General features: G+C 72.9%; 16 protein-coding genes. 2 read left to right on the forward strand and 14 right to left on the reverse strand.

All coding sequences use genetic code 11. The features are described 5' to 3' along the window. Positions 1-88: 88 nt before the first annotated feature. The 13 genes from metK to pyrR form a co-directional block, all read right to left on the reverse strand. Positions 89-1282: a methionine adenosyltransferase gene (gene metK / locus KJS59_RS18935; RefSeq protein WP_213454257.1), complete on the reverse strand. Its 1194-nt coding sequence runs from the start codon at positions 1280-1282 to the stop codon at positions 89-91. A 30-nt stretch (positions 1283-1312) separates the two neighbouring features. Beyond that, positions 1313-2566 (reverse strand): bifunctional phosphopantothenoylcysteine decarboxylase/phosphopantothenate--cysteine ligase CoaBC, encoded by a 1254-nt coding sequence (gene coaBC, locus KJS59_RS18940; protein WP_213454313.1) that lies wholly within the window; start codon positions 2564-2566, stop codon positions 1313-1315. After that, positions 2563-2829: a DNA-directed RNA polymerase subunit omega gene (gene rpoZ, locus KJS59_RS18945; protein WP_213454258.1), complete on the reverse strand. Its 267-nt coding sequence runs from the start codon at positions 2827-2829 to the stop codon at positions 2563-2565. The genes coaBC and rpoZ overlap by 4 nt, the downstream gene beginning before the upstream one ends. 14 nt (positions 2830-2843) lie before the next feature. Continuing rightward, positions 2844-3443 carry a guanylate kinase gene (gene gmk / locus KJS59_RS18950; protein WP_213454314.1) on the reverse strand — a complete coding sequence of 200 codons (600 nt, stop codon included), beginning with the start codon at positions 3441-3443 and terminating at the stop codon, positions 2844-2846. 32 nt (positions 3444-3475) lie between these two features. Then, entirely contained in the window at positions 3476-3793 is a 318-nt protein-coding gene (gene mihF, locus KJS59_RS18955) for an integration host factor, actinobacterial type (protein WP_213454259.1), read from the reverse strand. Positions 3794-3966: 173 nt separating this feature from the next. After that, the gene (gene pyrF / locus KJS59_RS18960; RefSeq protein ID WP_213454260.1) at positions 3967-4803 is read right to left on the reverse strand and encodes an orotidine-5'-phosphate decarboxylase; all 837 of its coding nucleotides are present in this window, start codon (positions 4801-4803) and stop codon (positions 3967-3969) included. A gap of 46 nt (positions 4804-4849) precedes the next feature. Further along, the gene (locus KJS59_RS18965) at positions 4850-6139 is read right to left on the reverse strand and encodes an adenosylmethionine--8-amino-7-oxononanoate transaminase (RefSeq protein WP_213454261.1); all 1290 of its coding nucleotides are present in this window, start codon (positions 6137-6139) and stop codon (positions 4850-4852) included. Next, positions 6136-7146, reverse strand: a complete 1011-nt coding sequence (locus KJS59_RS18970) for a quinone-dependent dihydroorotate dehydrogenase (protein WP_213454262.1) — start codon at positions 7144-7146, stop codon at positions 6136-6138. The genes KJS59_RS18965 and KJS59_RS18970 overlap by 4 nt, the downstream gene beginning before the upstream one ends. A 9-nt stretch (positions 7147-7155) precedes the next feature. Then, positions 7156-10617 (reverse strand): carbamoyl-phosphate synthase large subunit, encoded by a 3462-nt coding sequence (gene carB, locus KJS59_RS18975; RefSeq protein ID WP_213454263.1) that lies wholly within the window; start codon positions 10615-10617, stop codon positions 7156-7158. Then, complete coding sequence (gene carA, locus KJS59_RS18980) at positions 10601-11776, reverse strand: glutamine-hydrolyzing carbamoyl-phosphate synthase small subunit (RefSeq protein ID WP_213454264.1); 1176 nt, start codon at positions 11774-11776, stop codon at positions 10601-10603. The genes carB and carA overlap by 17 nt, the downstream gene beginning before the upstream one ends. Then, the gene (locus tag KJS59_RS18985; RefSeq protein ID WP_213454265.1) at positions 11773-13056 is read right to left on the reverse strand and encodes a dihydroorotase; all 1284 of its coding nucleotides are present in this window, start codon (positions 13054-13056) and stop codon (positions 11773-11775) included. Before KJS59_RS18985 ends, carA begins: the two co-directional genes overlap by 4 nt. After that, positions 13053-13976: an aspartate carbamoyltransferase catalytic subunit gene (locus KJS59_RS18990; protein WP_213454266.1), complete on the reverse strand. Its 924-nt coding sequence runs from the start codon at positions 13974-13976 to the stop codon at positions 13053-13055. The genes KJS59_RS18985 and KJS59_RS18990 overlap by 4 nt, the downstream gene beginning before the upstream one ends. Next, positions 13973-14497, reverse strand: a complete 525-nt coding sequence (pyrR, locus tag KJS59_RS18995; protein ID WP_249714433.1) for a bifunctional pyr operon transcriptional regulator/uracil phosphoribosyltransferase PyrR — start codon at positions 14495-14497, stop codon at positions 13973-13975. The genes KJS59_RS18990 and pyrR overlap by 4 nt, the downstream gene beginning before the upstream one ends. A 362-nt stretch (positions 14498-14859) precedes the next feature. On the opposite strand from pyrR, the gene bldD reads away from it, so the two are divergent. Both bldD and KJS59_RS19005 read left to right on the forward strand, forming a co-directional pair. After that, on the forward strand, positions 14860-15348 hold the full coding sequence (gene bldD, locus KJS59_RS19000) for a transcriptional regulator BldD (RefSeq protein ID WP_213454268.1): 489 nt from the start codon (positions 14860-14862) through the stop codon (positions 15346-15348). A 327-nt stretch (positions 15349-15675) separates the two neighbouring features. Continuing rightward, positions 15676-16470, forward strand: a complete 795-nt coding sequence (locus tag KJS59_RS19005) for a ribosomal RNA small subunit methyltransferase A (protein WP_213454269.1) — start codon at positions 15676-15678, stop codon at positions 16468-16470. A 157-nt stretch (positions 16471-16627) separates the two neighbouring features. Here KJS59_RS19005 and nusB read toward each other — a convergent pair whose 3' ends face one another. Then, positions 16628-17038, reverse strand: coding sequence for a transcription antitermination factor NusB (nusB, locus tag KJS59_RS19010; RefSeq protein ID WP_213454315.1), 411 nt, complete (start codon positions 17036-17038; stop codon positions 16628-16630). Between the last annotated feature and the right edge of the window lie 25 nt (positions 17039-17063).

Here is a 17063-nt window from a genome sequence, read left to right on the forward strand (position 1 = left end):
CGCGGCGCCGGCCGAGGGCTCGGGCGTTGGGGGCGCCGGCAGGCCGGGGAGGGCGGGAGACGCTGAGGTCACCCGCCCATCTTGCCGGTCAGGCGCCGGCCGCGGACTTCAGGTCGGCGGCGCGGTCGGTCCGCTCCCAGGTCAGCTCCGGCAGTTCCCGGCCGAAGTGCCCGTAGGCGGCGGTGCGCTGGTAGATGGGGCGCAGCAGGTCCAGGTCGCGGATGATCGCGGCGGGGCGCAGGTCGAACACCTCGGCGATCGCGGCCTCGATCCGCTCGACCGGGACGTTCTCGGTGCCGAACGTCTCGACGAACAGGCTCACCGGCTTGGCCTTGCCGATCGCGTACGCGACCTGGGCCTCGCACCGCTCGGCCAGCCCTGCGGCGACCACGTTCTTGGCCACCCAGCGCATCGCGTACGCCGCGGAGCGGTCCACCTTCGACGGGTCCTTGCCGGAGAAGGCGCCGCCGCCGTGGCGGGCGTAACCACCGTAGGTGTCCACGATGATCTTGCGGCCGGTCAGGCCGGCGTCGCCCATCGGGCCGCCGATCTCGAACCGCCCGGTCGGGTTGACCAGCAGCCGGTACCCCTCGGTGGCCAGGCCGAGGCCCTCCAGCTCCGGGGCGATCACGTGCTCGCGCACGTCCGGGGTGAGCAGCGACTCCAGCGAGATGTCCGCGGCGTGCTGCGAGGAGACCACGACCGTGTCCAGCCGGACCGGGCGCAGCCCGTCGTACTCGATGGTGACCTGGGTCTTGCCGTCCGGGCGCAGGTAGGGGATGGTGCCGTCCTTGCGCACCGCGGACAGGCGGCGGGCCAGCCGGTGCGCGAGCGCGATCGGCAGCGGCATCAGCTCGGGCGTCTCGGAGCAGGCGAAGCCGAACATCATGCCCTGGTCGCCGGCGCCCTGGCTGTCCAGCGCGCTTTCCGACTCGCCGGCGCGCAGCTCGATCGCCGAGTCCACGCCCTGCGCGATGTCCGGCGACTGGGCGCCGATCGAGACGCTGACGCCGCAGGACGCGCCGTCGAAGCCCTTCTTGGACGAGTCGTACCCGATGCCCAGGATCGTCTCGCGGACGATCGCCGGGATGTCCGCGTACGCCTGGGTGGTGACCTCGCCGGCCACGTGTACCTGACCGGTGGTGATCAGCGTCTCCACGGCGACCCGGCTGCGCGGATCCTGCGCCAGGAGCGCGTCGAGGATGCCGTCGCTGATCTGGTCGGCAATCTTGTCCGGGTGGCCCTCCGTGACCGATTCGGAGGTGAACAGGCGGCGTGCCACAGCGCTCCTTAAATGGCGTTCTCGGGGGTCCTACATTTTCTCGTCGGCCGGCAGTCTAGCGGTCCCGGACGGGTCGGTACCCGTCCCCAAGCGCTCAGCGACCAGATCGAGGACGGCGTCGGCCAACTCCTCCTTGTCCCGTTCCCCGAGGGTGATCTCGGCGCCGTCGGCGGTGACCACGATCGCGGCATTGGTGTCCCGACCGAACGCCTTCCCGGCACCGACGTCGTTAATCACGATCATGTCGGCGCGTTTGCGGGACAGCTTGGCCCGGCCGTGCGCCAGCGCGTCCCGGGTCTCGGCGGCGAATGCCACGAGCACCTGGCCGGGGCGTTTACGCTCGCCCAGTTCGGCGGCGATATCCGGGTTCTCGATCAGTTCGAGGACCGGCGGCGCCGCGCCGTCCACCTTTTTGATCTTATTTTCGGCGACCGCGCGGGGCCGGAAGTCGGCCGGCGCGGCGGCCATTACGACCGCATCCGACGCCCCGGCCGCGGCCAGGGTGGCCGCGCGCAACTCCCCGGTGGTGCCGACCCGCACGACGGTCGCGCCGGCCGGGTCGGGCAGCGCGACGTTGGCGGCGATCAGCGTGACCCGCGCGCCCCGGACGACCGCGGCCCGGGCGAAGGCGTACCCCTGCTTGCCCGACGACCGGTTACCCAGGAAGCGGACCGGGTCCAGCGGCTCGCGGGTGCCGCCGGCGGTCACCACGAGGTGCCGGCCGGCCAGATCCGGGGCGGCGGCGCCGCGGGTGAGCACCCGGCGGGCCAGCGCGAAGATCTCGGCCGGGTCGGGCAGGCGGCCCTTGCCGGTGTCGGCACCGGTGAGCCGGCCGCTGGCCGGTTCGATCACCACGGCGCCCCGCGAGCGCAGCGTCGTGACGTTGGCCACGGTGGCCGGGTGCTCCCACATTTCGGTATGCATGGCCGGGGCGAACACGACCGGGCAGCGCGCGGTGAGCAGCGTGTTGGTCAGCAGGTCGTCGGCCATCCCGTGGGCGGCCCTGGCCAGCAGGTCCGCCGTGGCGGGCGCGACCACGACCAGGTCCGCGTCCTGACCGAGGCGGACGTGCGGCACCTCGTGCACATCGGACCACACGTCCTCGGCGACCGGCTGACCGGAGAGCGCGGCCCAGGTCGGCGCGCCCACGAAGCGCAGCGCGGACGCCGTGGGCACCACCCGCACGGTGTGCCCGGACTCGGTGAACAGCCGCAGCAACTCGCACGCCTTGTAGGCGGCGATGCCGCCGCCGACGCCGAGGACGATCCGCGGCGTACCGGTCAGCTGGCGCCCTCGATCGGCTCGGCCGTTAGCAGGCCGGCGTTGATCTCCCGCAGCGCGATCGACAGCGGCTTCTCCTGAGGCGTGGTCTCCACCAGCGGACCGACGTACTCCAGCAGGCCCTCGCCGAGCTGGCTGTAGTACGCGTTCACCTGGCGGGCGCGCTTGGCGGCGAAGATCACCAGGGCGTACTTGGAGCTCGTCTTCTCCAACAGCTCGTCGATCGGCGGGTTGGTGATGCCTTCCGGGTTGGCGATGGTCCCCACGGGAGCAAACCTTCTTAATCTTTGGCTGGGCGGGCGGGAGTCAGGATCGGTGAACCGAGCAAGCCTACCAGCTCTTCCGCGGCGCGCTCGACGTAGTCGTTGACGATAGTGTGGTCGAACTCCGGTTCGGCCGCCAGTTCCTCGTCCGCGTGCGCCAGCCGGCGGCGGATGGTCTCCTCGTCGTCGGTGCCCCGGCCGATCAGCCGGCGGCGCAGTTCCTCGACGCTCGGCGGGGCCAGGAAGACCAGCTGCGCCCCGGGCATCGCGGCCCGCACCTGCCGGGCGCCCTGCAGGTCGATCTTCAGTAATACGGGTTGGCCGGCGCGCAGCCGGCCCTGCACGGCGCCGCGCGGGGTGCCGTACATGTTGCCCGCGAACTCGGCCCACTCCAGCAGCTCGCCCGCGGCGATCATCCGCTCGAACTGGCTGCGGTTCACGAAGTAGTAGTGGACGCCGTCGACCTCGTAGTCGCGCATGGGTCTGGTCGTCACGGATACGGACAGCCAGACCCAGGGCGAGCGCGCCCGGATCAGCTCGATCACGCTGTCCTTGCCGACACCGGAGGGGCCGGACAGGACAGTGAGCCGAGCAGCCGGGCGCGCGTCGTCAACCATGCTCACCGCTTGTTTCTACACGAGCCGGTTGATCAGCTCGCGGCGAACTCCGCAAGCAGTGCCTTGCGCTGCTGCTCGCCGAGGCCACGCAGGCGGCGGCTGTCGGCGATCTTCAGCTTTTCCATGATCTGGGTCGCCCGGATCTTGCCGATCCCGGGCATCGCCTGCAGCACGGCCGACACCTTCAGCTTGCCGACGACGTCGTCGGACTCGGCCCGGTCGAGCACGGCGGCGAGGGTGGTCTTGCCCTGCTTGAGCTGCTCCTTCAGCTCAGCGCGAGCCTTGCGGATCTCCGCGGCCTTCTCCAGCGCTGCGGCACGCTGTTCGGGGCTCAGTGACGGGAGCGGCACCAGTTCTCCTCAGGTCCCTATCGCGTCGGTAAGGGGCCGACGCCTGTTGTGAAACATGGTGTGGCTGGGCAACCCGTTGCGCCGCTGCCCAGCGCGGGGAAAACTAGCGGTCAGCGCCGGTTTCGGCAACGCCGCCGCGCTCCGCGCGGTCAATCGTGACGGCCCCGCGATCATTACCGATGGGTCAGTCCCGCGCGGCAGGCGGCCAACACCCGGTCGGCCGCCGCGCGCAGCGCGGCCGGGTCCGGGCCGGCCGAGAGCACCTCGCGGGAGTACGAGGGGACCACGCCGGCGAGGTCGGCACCGAGCACCGCGCGCAGCCGGGCCGGGTCGCCACCCTGCGCGCCGAGCCCGGGCACGAGCACGGGACCACCCAGTCGGGACAGGTCGTGGCCGGTGTCGCCGACCGTCCCGCCGACCACCACGCCGTAGCTGCCCAGCGGCTGCGCACCCCCGTTGAGCTGGGATATCTCATCGATGACCGCCTGCGCAACGGTGCGCCCGTCGGGCCGGGTGGCGCGCTGCACCTCGGGGCCCTCGGGGTTGGAGGTCAGCGCCAGCGTGAACACCCCGCCGCCGTGCGCGGCCGCCGCGTCGAAGGCGGGCGCCAGGGCACCGACACCCAGAAAAGGGCTGACGGTAATCGCATCCGCATACAACGGACTGGATGGGTCAAGGTACGCAGCCGCGTACGCGACCATGGTCGAGCCAATATCACCACGCTTAACGTCAAGCAACACCAACGCGCCACAATCTCGCAACTGTCGGATAGTTGACTCAAGCACCGCGATCCCCCGGGAGCCGTACCGTTCGAAGAACGCCGACTGCGGTTTGAAGATCGCTACGCGCGCGCCGAGGGCGTCCACCACGACCCGGCAGAACCTGGTCAGGCCGTCGACGTCCCGGGGCAGCCCCCACGCCTCGAGCAGGGCGGTGTGCGGGTCGATGCCCACGCACAGCGGGCCCCGCTCGGCAAGGGCGGCGTGCAACCGGGTACCGAAGCTCTCCATCCGTGCAACTCCCTGTGGTCGGTCCGCTGTGGTCAGTCCGCGGCGCTCAGCCCGCCGCGGCGGCGGCGCGGACGGCGGCGGCGATGACCGCCAGATCCGCGTCAGCCGTCACGTACGGCGGCATCGTGTAGATCAGGTCCCGGAACGGGCGCAGCCACGCCCCGGCGCCCACAGCGGCCTCGGTGGCCGCCCCGATGTCCACCTCGTGGTCCAGTTGGACCACGCCGATCGCGCCCAGCACCCGCACGTCGGCCACCCCGGGCGTGCCCCGCAACGGCGCCAAGCCGGCCGCCAGCGCCGCCTCCAGCCGCTTGACCTCCGTGGCCCACTCCCCGGCCAGCAGCAGCCCGATGGCGGCGTTAGCGACCGCACAGGCCAGCGGATTGCCCATGAACGTGGGCCCGTGCGCCAGCACGGGCACCTCGCCCCGGGAGATGCCCTCGGCCACCCGGGGCGTACACAGGGCGGCGGCCAGGCTCAGGTACCCGCCGGTGATCGCCTTGCCCAGGCACATGACGTCCGGGGTCACCCCGGCGTGGTCGGCGGCGAACAGCGCGCCGCTGCGGCCGAAGCCGGTCGCGATCTCGTCGAAGACGAGCAGAATGTCATGTTCGTCACACAGCGCCCGGAGCACCCGCAGATACTCCGGGCTGTGGAACCGCATCCCGCCGGCGCCCTGCACGACGGGCTCCACGATCACCGCCGCGAGTTCGCCGGCGTGCCGGGCCAGCGCGTCCGCGAGGGCGGCCACGTAGGCCGGGTCGGCGGGGGCGTCGAAGCCGTCCGGCGGCGGGCCGGCGAACACCTGCCGGGGCAGCACCCCGGCCCACAACTGGTGCATGCCGCCCTCGGGGTCGCAGACGCTCATCGGGTGGAACGTGTCGCCGTGGTACCCGCCGCGCCAGGTGGCCAGGCGCCGCTTGCCCGGCCGGCCGATCGAGCGCCAGTACTGGAGGCACATCTTGATGGCGACCTCCACGCTCACCGAGCCCGAGTCGCAGAGGAACACGTGCTCCAGGCCGGCGGGGGTGATGTCCACCAGCGTGCGGGCCAGCCGGACCGCCGGCTCGTGGGTCAGCCCGCCGAACATCACGTGGCTCATCCGCCCGAGCTGGTCGGTGACGGCCGCGTCCAGCACCGGGTGCCGGTACCCGTGGATCGCCGCCCACCACGAGGACATCCCGTCGACCAGTTCCCGCCCGTCGTCCAGCCGCAGTCGGACCCCCGCGGCGGACTCCACCACCAGCGGCTGCCGGGTGCCGGGCATCGGGCAGTACGGGTGCCACACGTGCGCCCGGTCCAGCGCCCGCAGATCGAACGGCCGGGAATCGTTCATCGCGACCGCCGCACCGCCTGCCGGACCAGCGCCGGACCCCGGTAGATGAAGCCGGTGTAGAGCTGCACCAGCGACGCGCCGGCGTCGAACATCTTCGCCGCGCCGTCCGGGTCCACGATCCCGCCGACGCCGACGATCGGCAGCCGGCCGCCGGTCTGCCGGTGCACGAACGCCACCACCTCGCGCGCCCGGTCGGCCAGCGGGCGCCCGGAGAGCCCGCCCGGCGGGGTCGGGCCCGGGATGCCCGGCCGGCCCAGCGTGGTGTTGGTGGCGATGATGCCCGCGACCCCGTGGTCCTGGCAGACCTGGAGCACGTCGCCGATCGCCTCGTCGGTCAGGTCCGGGGCGATCTTCAGCAGGATCGGCGGCGGCTGCGTCGCCGGATCCACCCGCAGCGCGGCGAGCAACTCGTCCAGCAGCGCCCGATCCTGCAACTGGCGCAGGCCCGGCGTGTTCGGCGAGGACACGTTCACCGCGATGTAGTCCGCGTACGGGCTCAGCACGTTGTACGAGGCCGCGTAGTCGTCCACGGCCGCCTCGATCGGGGTCCGCTTGGACTTGCCCAGCGAGATGCCCAGCGGCACGCCCAGCGGGCGCGGCAGGGCGGCCAGGCGGTCGGCGAGCGCCCGGGCACCCGCGTTGTTGAACCCCATCCGGTTGACGACCGCCTGCTGCGGGGGCAACCGGAACAGCCGCGGCCGGGGGTTGCCCGGCTGCGGGTGCCAGGTGACCGTGCCGACCTCGACGAAGCCGAAGCCGAGGGCGGGCCAGGCGGCCAGCGCGGCACCGTCCTTGTCCACCCCGGCGGCCAGCCCGACCGGGTTCGGGAAGTCGACGCCGAAGACCCGCCGGGGGGCGCGGACCGCGTAGCGGGCGCGCAGCGCCGCGAGCGCCGCCGGGTACCCCGAGAGCGCGGCGAGGCGGCGCAGCGTCCACTCGTGCGCCGCCTCGGCGTCCCCGCCACCGATCCGGAACAGCGCCGGGCGGACGGTACGCTCGAAGATCACCACCGGCCCCTAGCGCCCGGCGCGCAGGGCGGCGTGCAACTCCTGCAGCGGCCGGACCACCAGCTCGCCGCGGATCAGCGCCTCGATGCCCATCACCGCGGCCGCCGCGCCGGGCACGGTCGTGATGCACGGGATGTCCGCGGTCACCGCCGCGCTGCGGATCTCGTACCCGTCGGAGCGGGCCGCCGCCCCCGAGCCCTGCGGCGTGTTGATCACCAGACCGACCTCGCCGGCGGCGATCAGGGCGACCGCGTGGCGCTCCTCGTCGCCGCCCGCCCCGCCCTTCCCGACCTCGTAGTGCTTGGGGACGATCTCGCAGGAGATCCCGTGCCGGCGCAGCACCTCGCCGGTGCCCGCGGTGGCGATGATCTCGAAGCCGAGGTCGGCCAGCCGCTTGATCGGGAAGATCATCCCGCGCTTGTCCCGGTTCGCCACCGTCACCAGGATCCGGCCGCTGGTCGGCAGCGACCCGTACGCCGCGGCCTGGGACTTGGCGAACGCCCGGCCGAAGGCGGTGTCGATGCCCATCACCTCGCCGGTGGACTTCATCTCCGGGCCCAGCAGCGAATCGACGCCCCGCCCGGCCGGCGTGCGGAACCGCTTGAACGGCAGCACCGCCTCCTTGACCGCGACCGGCTGCGCCGGCCCCGGCGTGCTGCCGTCCCCGGCCGGCGGGAGCAACCCCTCGGCGCGCAGGTCGGCGATCGTGGCTCCGAGCATGATCCGGGCCGCCGCCTTGGCCAGCGGCACCGCGGTCGCCTTGGAGACGAACGGCACCGTGCGGGACGCCCGCGGGTTGGCCTCCAGCACGTACAGCGTGTCGTCCTTGAGCGCGTACTGCACGTTCAGCAGCCCGCGCACGCCCACCCCGCGGGCGATCGCCTCGGTGTACCGGCGCACCTCCACCAGGTGCGAGGAGGCCAGCGTGATCGGCGGCAGCGTGCAGGACGAGTCGCCGGAGTGGATGCCGGCCTCCTCGATGTGCTCCATCACCCCGCCCAGGTACACCTCGCCGGTGCCGTCGCACAGCGCGTCCACGTCGATCTCGATCGCGTCGTCCAGGAACCGGTCGACCAGCACCGGGTGCTCCGGGGAGATCTCGGTGGCCCGCCCGATGTACCCGCGCAGCGTGGCGTCGTCGTAGACGATCTCCATGCCCCGCCCGCCGAGCACGTACGACGGGCGGACCAGCACCGGGTACCCGATCTCGTCGGCGATGGCCTTGGCCTCGTCGAAGCTGGTGGCCGTGCCGTGCGCGGGCGCCCGCAGCCCCGCGGCGGCGAGCACCGCGCCGAACGCCCCCCGGTCCTCGGCCAGGTCGATCGACTCCGGGCTGGTGCCGACGACCGGCACCCCCGCGTCCTTCAGCCGCTGCGCCAGGCCCAGCGGGGTCTGCCCGCCCAACTGGACGATCACGCCCACCACCCCCGGTCCGCCGGCCGCCCGGCCGGACGAATCCTCCGCGTGCCAGACCTCCAGCACGTCCTCGAAGGTCAGCGGCTCGAAGTACAGCCGGTCCGCGGTGTCGTAGTCGGTGGAGACGGTCTCCGGGTTGCAGTTGACCATCACGGTCTCGAAGCCGGCTGAGTCTCCAGAGCCGGCAAATCCCGGGGAAGGTGAGCCCCCAGGGCCGGCAGAGCCCGGGACGGGAGCGGAGCGCAGCGCCATGACCGCATGGACGCACGAGTAGTCGAACTCGATGCCCTGCCCGATCCGGTTCGGCCCGGAACCGAGGATCATCACCTTCGGCCGGTCGCTGCCGGCCACCTCGGTCTCGGCGTCGTCCGCGGTGTACCCCTCGTAGGCCGAATAGTGGTACGGCGTCTGGGCGGCGAACTCGGCGGCGCAGGTGTCGACCGTCTTGTAGACCGGCCGGACGCCCAGCCGGTGGCGCAGCGCCCGCACGCCGTCCTCACCGGCCAGTTCCGGGCGCAGCGCGGCGAGCTGCCCGTCCGACAGGCCGGCCCGCTTGGCGCGGCGCAGCAGGGCCGCGTCCAGCACCGGCGCCGCCTCGATCTGGCCGCGCAGCTCGACCAGCCCGGCGATCTGGTCCAGGAACCACGGGTCGAAGCCGCCGCTCGCCTCGCCCACCTGCTCGACCGTGGCGCCCAGGCGCAGCGCCCGCTCCACCGTGTACAGCCGCCCGTCGTGCGGGATCCGCAGCGCGGCGAGGGTCTGCGCCAGCGAGTCCGTGGGGTCCGGCCGGGTCCAGAAGCCGGTCGCCTTGGTCTCCATCGACCGCAGCGCCTTGTTCAGCGCCTCCGGGAAGCTGCGGCCCAGGCTCATCGCCTCACCGACCGACTTCATCGTCGTGGTCAGCTCCGGATCCGCGCCGGGGAACTTCTCGAACGCGAACCGCGGGATCTTCACCACCACGTAGTCCAGCGCCGGCTCGAACGCCGCCGGGGTCTTCCGGGTGATGTCGTTCGGGATCTCGTCCAGGGTGTACCCGATGGCCAGCTTCGCGGCGATCTTGGCGATCGGGAAGCCGGTCGCCTTGGACGCCAGCGCGCTGGACCGGGACACCCGCGGGTTCATCTCGATCACCACCAGGCGCCCGGTCTCCGGGTGCACCGCGAACTGGATGTTGCAGCCGCCGGTGTCCACCCCCACCTCGCGCAGCACCGCGATGCCCAGGTCCCGCAGCCGCTGGTACTCCCGGTCGGTCAGGGTCATCGCCGGCGCCACGGTGACGCTGTCGCCGGTGTGCACGCCCATCGGGTCCACGTTCTCGATCGAGCAGACGACCACCACGTTGTCGTTGCGGTCGCGCATCAGCTCCAGCTCGTACTCCTTCCAGCCGAGCACGCTCTCCTCGATGAGCACCTCGTGCACCGGCGACGCGGCCAGCCCTGCACCGGCGATGCGCTCCAGATCCGCCAGCGTGTGCGCCATGCCGGAGCCCAGGCCGCCCATCGTGAACGACGGCCGGATCACCACCGGCAGGCCCAGCTCGGCGACGGTCTCCCGGATCTCGTCCATCGAATGGCAGACCCGCGAGCGAGGAGTCAGATCGCCCCCACCGGCCGGGTCCATCAGGCCGGTGCGAGCACCGGCGAGGGCCACGATCTCCTTGAACAGCTGCCGGTCCTCGCCGCGGCGGATCGCGTCGATGTTCGCGCCGATCAGCTCCACGCCGTACTTGTCCAGCACGCCGGCCTCGTGCAGCGCGACCGCCGTGTTCAGCGCGGTCTGCCCGCCCAGCGTGGGCAGCAGCGCGTCCGGCTTCTCCCGGGCGATCACCAGCTCGACGAACTCCGGGGTGATCGGCTCGACGTAGGTGGCGTCGGCGAACTCCGGGTCCGTCATGATCGTGGCGGGGTTGGAGTTGATCAGGCTGACCCGCAGCCCCTCCGCCCGCAGGACCCGGCACGCCTGGGTGCCGGAGTAGTCGAACTCGCACGCCTGCCCGATCACGATCGGCCCCGAGCCGATCACCAGGACGTGCTGCAGGTCAGTGCGCTTTGGCATGCTTACCCTCAACGAGTTCTACGAAGCGGTCGAAGAGGTAGTCGGCATCGTGCGTGCCGGCCGCCGCCTCCGGGTGGTACTGGACCGTGAACGCGGGCACGTCGCGCGCCCGCAGCCCCTCGACCACGTCGTCGTTGAGGCACACATGGCTGACCTCGACGGCACCGAAGTCCGTCTCGATGATGTCGCCCTCGGCGACGCTGCCCGAGGCGCGGCCGCGCAGATCGGCGTGGTTGGGCCAGGTGATCGCGAACCCGTGGTTGTGGCTGGTCACCTCGACCTTGCCGGTCAGCCGGTCCAGCACCGGCAGGTTGACGCCGCGGTGCCCGTACCTCAGCTTGTACGTGTCAAAGCCGAGCGCCCGGCCCAGGATCTGGCTGCCGAAGCAGATCCCGAACAGCGGGATCCCCCGCTCCAGCACCGCGCGGGCCAGCGCCACCGGATGGTCGGCCGCGGCCGGGTCGCCCGGGCCCGGCGAGAAGAACACCGCGTCCGGGCCGACCGCCAGGATCTCCTCCAGGGTGGAGGTCGCCGGCAGCAGGTGGGTGGTGACGCCGCGGGCGGCCAGCCGCCGCGGCACGTTCCGCTTGATGCCCAGATCCAGCGCCGCCACCGTGTACCGGCGCTCACCCTCGGCGGCCACCGTGTACGGCCGCGGCGTGGTCACCTCGGTGGACAGGTTCGCGCCGAGCATCCGCGGCGACTGGCGCACCCGCTCCAGCAGCGCCCGCGGGTCCGGCTCGGTGCCGGAGACGCCGACCCGCATCGCGCCACGCTCCCGCAGGTGCCGGGTCAGCGCGCGGGTGTCCACGCCGCAGATGCCGACCACGCCCTCCCGGCGCAGCCGCTCCTCCAGTTCGCCGGTGGCCCGCCAGTTGGAGCCGACCCGGGCCGGGTCGCGGACCACGTACCCGGCCGCCCAGATCCGGCCGGACTCGTCGTCCTCGCCGTTCACGCCGGTGTTCCCGATGTGCGGCGCGGTCTGCACCACCACCTGGCGGTGGAACGACGGGTCGGTCAGCGTCTCCTGGTAGCCGGTCATCCCGGTGGTGAACACCGCCTCGCCGAACGTCTCCCCCACCGCGCCGTACGCCTCGCCGTGGAACGTGCGCCCATCCTCGAGGACCAGGATCGCGTCCTGCCGCCTTGCCTGCCTCACCGGACCGCCTTCCCGTCCAGCACCGTGGGTTCGCCGCGCAGGAACGTCGCGACCACCCGGCCGGGCAACGTCAGCCCAGCGTAGGGGGTGTTCCGGCTGCGGCTGGCGCTCTCCCCCGGGTCGATCACCCGCCGGGCGGCGGGGTCGACCAGCGTGAGGTTCGCGGGCGCGCCCGGCGCCGGGTCGCGACCGTGCTCGACCAGCCCGGCGATCCGCGCCGGCTGGCGGGACATCCGCTCCGCGATCGCGTTCCAGTCGGTCCCCAGCGCCTGGCTGCCGAGCACGACCGACAGCGCCGTCTCCAGCCCGAGCATGCCCGGCCGGGCGTACGCCCACTCGCACTCCTTGTCCTCCACCGCGTGGGGGGCGTGGTCGGTGGCCACCACGTCGATGACGCCCTCCGCGAGCGCGGTCCGCAGCGCGGCCACGTCCGCGGCCGTCCGCAGCGGCGGGTTCACCTTGAACACCGGGTCGTACCCGACCGCCTTCTCGTCGGTCAGCAGCAGGTGGTGCGGGGTGACCTCCGCGGTCACCCGGATGCCCCGCTGCCGGGCCCAGCGCAGGATCTCCACGCTGCCCGCCGTCGAGACGTGACAGACGTGCAGGCGGCTGCCCACGTGCTCGGCGAGCAGCACGTCCCGGGCGACGATCGCCTCCTCGGCCACCGCCGGCCAGCCGGTCAGCCCGAGCCGGGTGGCCATCTCGCCCTCGTGCATCTGCGCGCCCTGGGTCAGCCGCGGCTCCTCCGCGTGCTGGGCGATCACGCCGTCGAACGCCTTCACGTACTCCAGCGCCCGCCGCATCAGCCGCGGGTCGGCGACGCAGTGCCCGTCGTCGGAGAAGATCCGTACCGCCGCGGCCGAGGAGGCCATCGCCCCCAGTTCCGCCAGTTGCCCGCCGGCCAGCCCGACGGTCACCGCCCCGATCGGCTGCACGTCCACCAGGCCCGCCGCGCGGCCCAACCGGTAGACCTGCTCGACCACGCCGGCCGTGTCGGCCACCGGGTCGGTGTTGGCCATCGCGCAGACCGCGGTGTACCCGCCGAGCGCCGCCGCCCGACTGCCGGTCTCCACCGTCTCCGCGTCCTCCCGGCCCGGCTCGCGCAGGTGGGTGTGCAGGTCCACCAGGCCCGGCAGGGCGACCAGCCCGCCGGCGTCCACCACCTGGGCGCCGGTGGCGGCCAGGTCGGGGCCGACCTCGGCGACCACGCCGTCGCGCACCAGCAGGTCGGTCGGCTCGCCGCCGACGATCCGGGCGCCCCTGATCAGGTACGCGGTCACGCCTTGCCTCCCAGCAGCAGGTAGAGGACCGCCATCCGGACGGACACGCCGTTGGCGACCTGTTCGACGATCGTGGAGCGGGGCGAGTCGGCCACCTCGGGCGCGATCTCCATGCCCCGGTTCATCGGGCCCGGGTGCATCACGATCGCGTGCTCCGGCAGCCGGCGCATCCGCGCGCCGTCCAGCCCGTACCGCCGGGCGTACTCGCGCGCCGACGGGAAGTACGAGTCGCCCATCCGCTCCCGCTGGACCCGCAGCATCATCACCGCGTCCGAGGCGGGCAGCACCGCGTCCAGGTCGTACGAGACCGCGATGCCCGGCGCGGGGGCGGCGGCCACGTCCACCGGGATGAGCGTCGGCGGGCCGACCAGGGTGACCTTCGCGCCGAGGGTGGTCAGCAGCAGCACGTTCGAGCGGGCGACCCGGCTGTGCAGCACATCACCCACCACCGCCACCTGGAGCCCGGCCAGCCGGCCCAGCCGGGAGCGCATCGTGTACGCGTCCAGCAGCGCCTGGGTCGGGTGCTCGTGGGTGCCGTCGCCGGCGTTGACCACCGACCCCTCCACCCAGTGCGCCAGCCGGTGCGGGGCGCCCGAGGCGGGGTGGCGGACCACCACGGCGTCCGCGCCCATCGCCTGGAGCGTCAGCGCCGTGTCCTTGAGGCTCTCGCCCTTGGAGACGCTGGAGCCCTTCGCCGAGAAGTTGATGACGTCGGCGGACAGCCGCTTGGCCGCCGCCTCGAACGAGATCCGGGTGCGGGTGGAGTCCTCGTAGAACAGGTTCACCACGGTCCGGCCCCGCAGCGTGGGCAGCTTCTTGACCTCGCGCCCGGCCAGGTTCCCCAGTTCGGCGGCGGTGTCCAGGATCAGCGTCGCGGACCGCGCGTCCAGGTCGCCGGCGGAGAGCAGATGCCCGATCATCGAGTACCTCCGTGGATCCGCACCTCGTCGCGCCCGTCGGTCTCGGCCAGCAGCACCTTGACGCTCTCGGTCAGCGCGGTCGGAATGTTCTTGCCCACGTAGTCGGCGCGGATCGGCAACTCCCGGTGCCCCCGGTCGACCAGCACGGCCAGTTGCACGGAGGCGGGGCGACCCAGGTCGCCCAGGGCGTCCAGGGCGGCCCGCACGGTGCGCCCGGAGAAGAGCACGTCGTCGACGAGGATCACCCGCTGGCCGTCGATGCCGCCGGCGGGGATGTCGGTCTTCCCGAGCGCCCGGGCGGCCCGCAGGCGCAGATCGTCCCGGTACAGGGTGATGTCGAGCGTGCCGACCGGAACCCGCAACTGCTCGAAGGCGGCGATCCGTTCGGCCAGGCGGCGGGCCAGCGGCGCGCCCCGGGTGGGGATCCCGAGCAGGACCGTGCGCCGGGCACCCCGGGTCTTCTCGAGGATCTGGTGGGCGATCCGGTCGATCACTCGTTGCAGGTCGGGCGGGCCGAGAATCGTCTTTCCGGCGCCGGCTTGACCGGTGCCGCCCTGATCCGTGCTGTCTTGCCCGGTGCTGTCTTGATCGGCGCTGGAGTAGGCCAACGCGGACCTCCTTCCCCGCCTCACGGGACGGGTCGTTAAAGGACGTCTTCCGCCCTGCCGTTCCCACCGGGGCCGGCGCGGGCCGCACCGAAGGTTACCAGGCCCGAACCCGTACGGTCCGGGGCGCTGGCTGACCGGTGAGTCAGGAACGGTCCGAAGCGCCGATCTTGCAACGGCGCGGTAACGACCACTTGACCACGGAACGCAATCCCCCTACCGTTACGCTCCGTAGCGAATGCTGGGGAGAGCCCCAGGCCACCACTGGGAGTGTCCGAATGCCCTCTGAGTACGCCAAGTCCCTCGGCGCCCGACTCCGCTCGATCCGCCAGCAGCAGGGCCTGTCCCTGCAGGGGGTCGAGGAGAAGTCGAACGGGCGCTGGAAGGCCGTCGTCGTCGGCTCGTACGAGCGCGGCGACCGGGCGGTGACCGTCTCGCGCCTGGCCGAGCTGGCCGACTTCTACCGGGTCCCGGTCGCGGAGCTGCTGCCCGACGGCAGCGGCGTGCGGCACGAACCCACCAACAAGATCGTGCTGGACCTGGAGCGGCTCTACGAGCAGACCTCGGACGAGCTGGGGTACGTGGCCCGCTACGCCAAGGCGATCCAGCAGCAGCGCGGCGACTACAACGGCCGCGTCCTGTCGATCCGCGCCGACGACCTGCGCGCCCTGGCCATCGTCTACGACGCCTCCCCGTCCGGCCTGATCGAGCGGCTGAACGAGGCCGGCGTGCTGGTCGAGGACCCGCGCGCGCTGTTCGCCTCCTGACCGGCGCTCCCGTCACGGCCCGTGGGCACACCGCCCGGTGTGTTCACGGGCCGTCGCCGTACCCGGGGACATTCGGTGGCCACGGTATCCCGCGGCCCACATCAACCCGGCAGCCACATCGATCCATGGCCACAACGACCCGGGGCCGCGTCGACCCGCGGCCCGCACGACCCGGCGGCCACATCGAACCGGCGGCGACGTCGACCGCGGCCCGCATGATCCGGCGACGGCGTTATTCGGTGGCGTTCGGCCCGCCCGCCGCATACCGTGGCCGGGTTGGATCATCCGAACGGCGAGGAGCGACTGTGAGCACGGTCATGATCTTCCGTGTCCGCGCGGCGACCCGCGCGACCGTCGCCCCGGCCGCCCGCCCGGTTCTCGCCGCGGCCGGCGGACCGGCCCTCACGGCGGTCCGCGCCGCGGCCGCTCAACCCGGCCGGGGTCCATCTCCTCGCTGACCGGGTCGCCGCCCGGCTGGTCGCCGAGGCCGCCCTCGCACCCCCGGACCTCGTCCTCGACCTGGGGGCCGGCCTGGGCGCCCTCACCCTCCCCCTGGCCCGCACCGGCGCCCGCGTCATCGCCGTCGAACGCGACCCCCGCACCGCCCAACGCCTCGCGGCCCGGCTGGCGGACCATCCCAACGTGCGGGTGGTCACCGGGGACATCCTCGACATCCCGCTCCCCCGGCGCCCGTTCTCGGTGGTGGCGAACATCCCGTTCGCCGTGACGACCGCCCTGCTGCGCCGGCTGCACCCCTCGGCGCTGGCCCGCGCCCACCTGGTGGTCGAGGCCGCCGCCGGCCGCCGCCTCGCCGCGCACCACCCCGGCCGCCTGGAACCGCTGACCTGGCAGCTCGCCCACCGCTTCACGCTCGGACGCACCATCCCGGCGCACCAGTTCCGCCCGGCGCCGCCGATCAACGCGGTCGTCCTCCGCCTGGACCGGTACGAACGCTCGCCGTCCGCCGCGCTGCTGCGCGGGGTCACCGCCGCCTACCGCACGCCCGCGGCTCCGATCGGCCGGCTGCTCGGCCGCGCCCCCGCCCGCGCCGCCGGCCTCGACCCCCACGCCCCGGTCGCCTCGCTCACCGCCGCCGACTGGCGCCGCCTCTACACCCAGTAACGTCAGACATCCGCACGCACACGGCACCCGCCGCCGATACCGGAACTGCCCGACGCCCGCACCGCGGAGGGCCCGGCGGGAGATCTTGGTATGGATCTGGCCGGAAATCCGGCGTGTCGATACCAAGATCTCGTAACCGGGTGGGGGTTGGCCTCGGTCAGTGCGTGGTGTACTCGGCGATGCGGGCGACCAGGCCGTTGAGGAAGCGGGGCGAGTCCTCGGTCGAGAGCTGGCGGGCCAACTCGACAGCCTCGCTGATCGCGACCGGGTCGTCGATCTCCCCCACGTACAGCAGTTCGTAGACGGCGATCCGGGCGAGGTTGCGGTCCACCGGCGGCATCCGGTCCAGCGTCCAGCCCTCGGCGTAGCTGGAGATCAGCTCATCGATGCGGTCGCGGTACCGGGCGACGCCCTCGACCAGGCCCACCGCGTAGTCCATGTGCTCGGGACGGGGCTGGTCGAGGCGGCGTTCGTAGTCGGCGAGCACGGTCACCGGGTCGAGGTCGCGCAGGTCGGCCTCGTAGAGCACGTCCAGCGCCCGCTTGCGCGCCTTGCGGCGGGCGGGCATGGATGTCTTCGGACCCTCCGGCATC

This window comes from Rhizomonospora bruguierae, from assembly GCF_018397995.1.
Lineage (GTDB): Bacteria > Actinomycetota > Actinomycetes > Mycobacteriales > Micromonosporaceae > Rhizomonospora > Rhizomonospora bruguierae.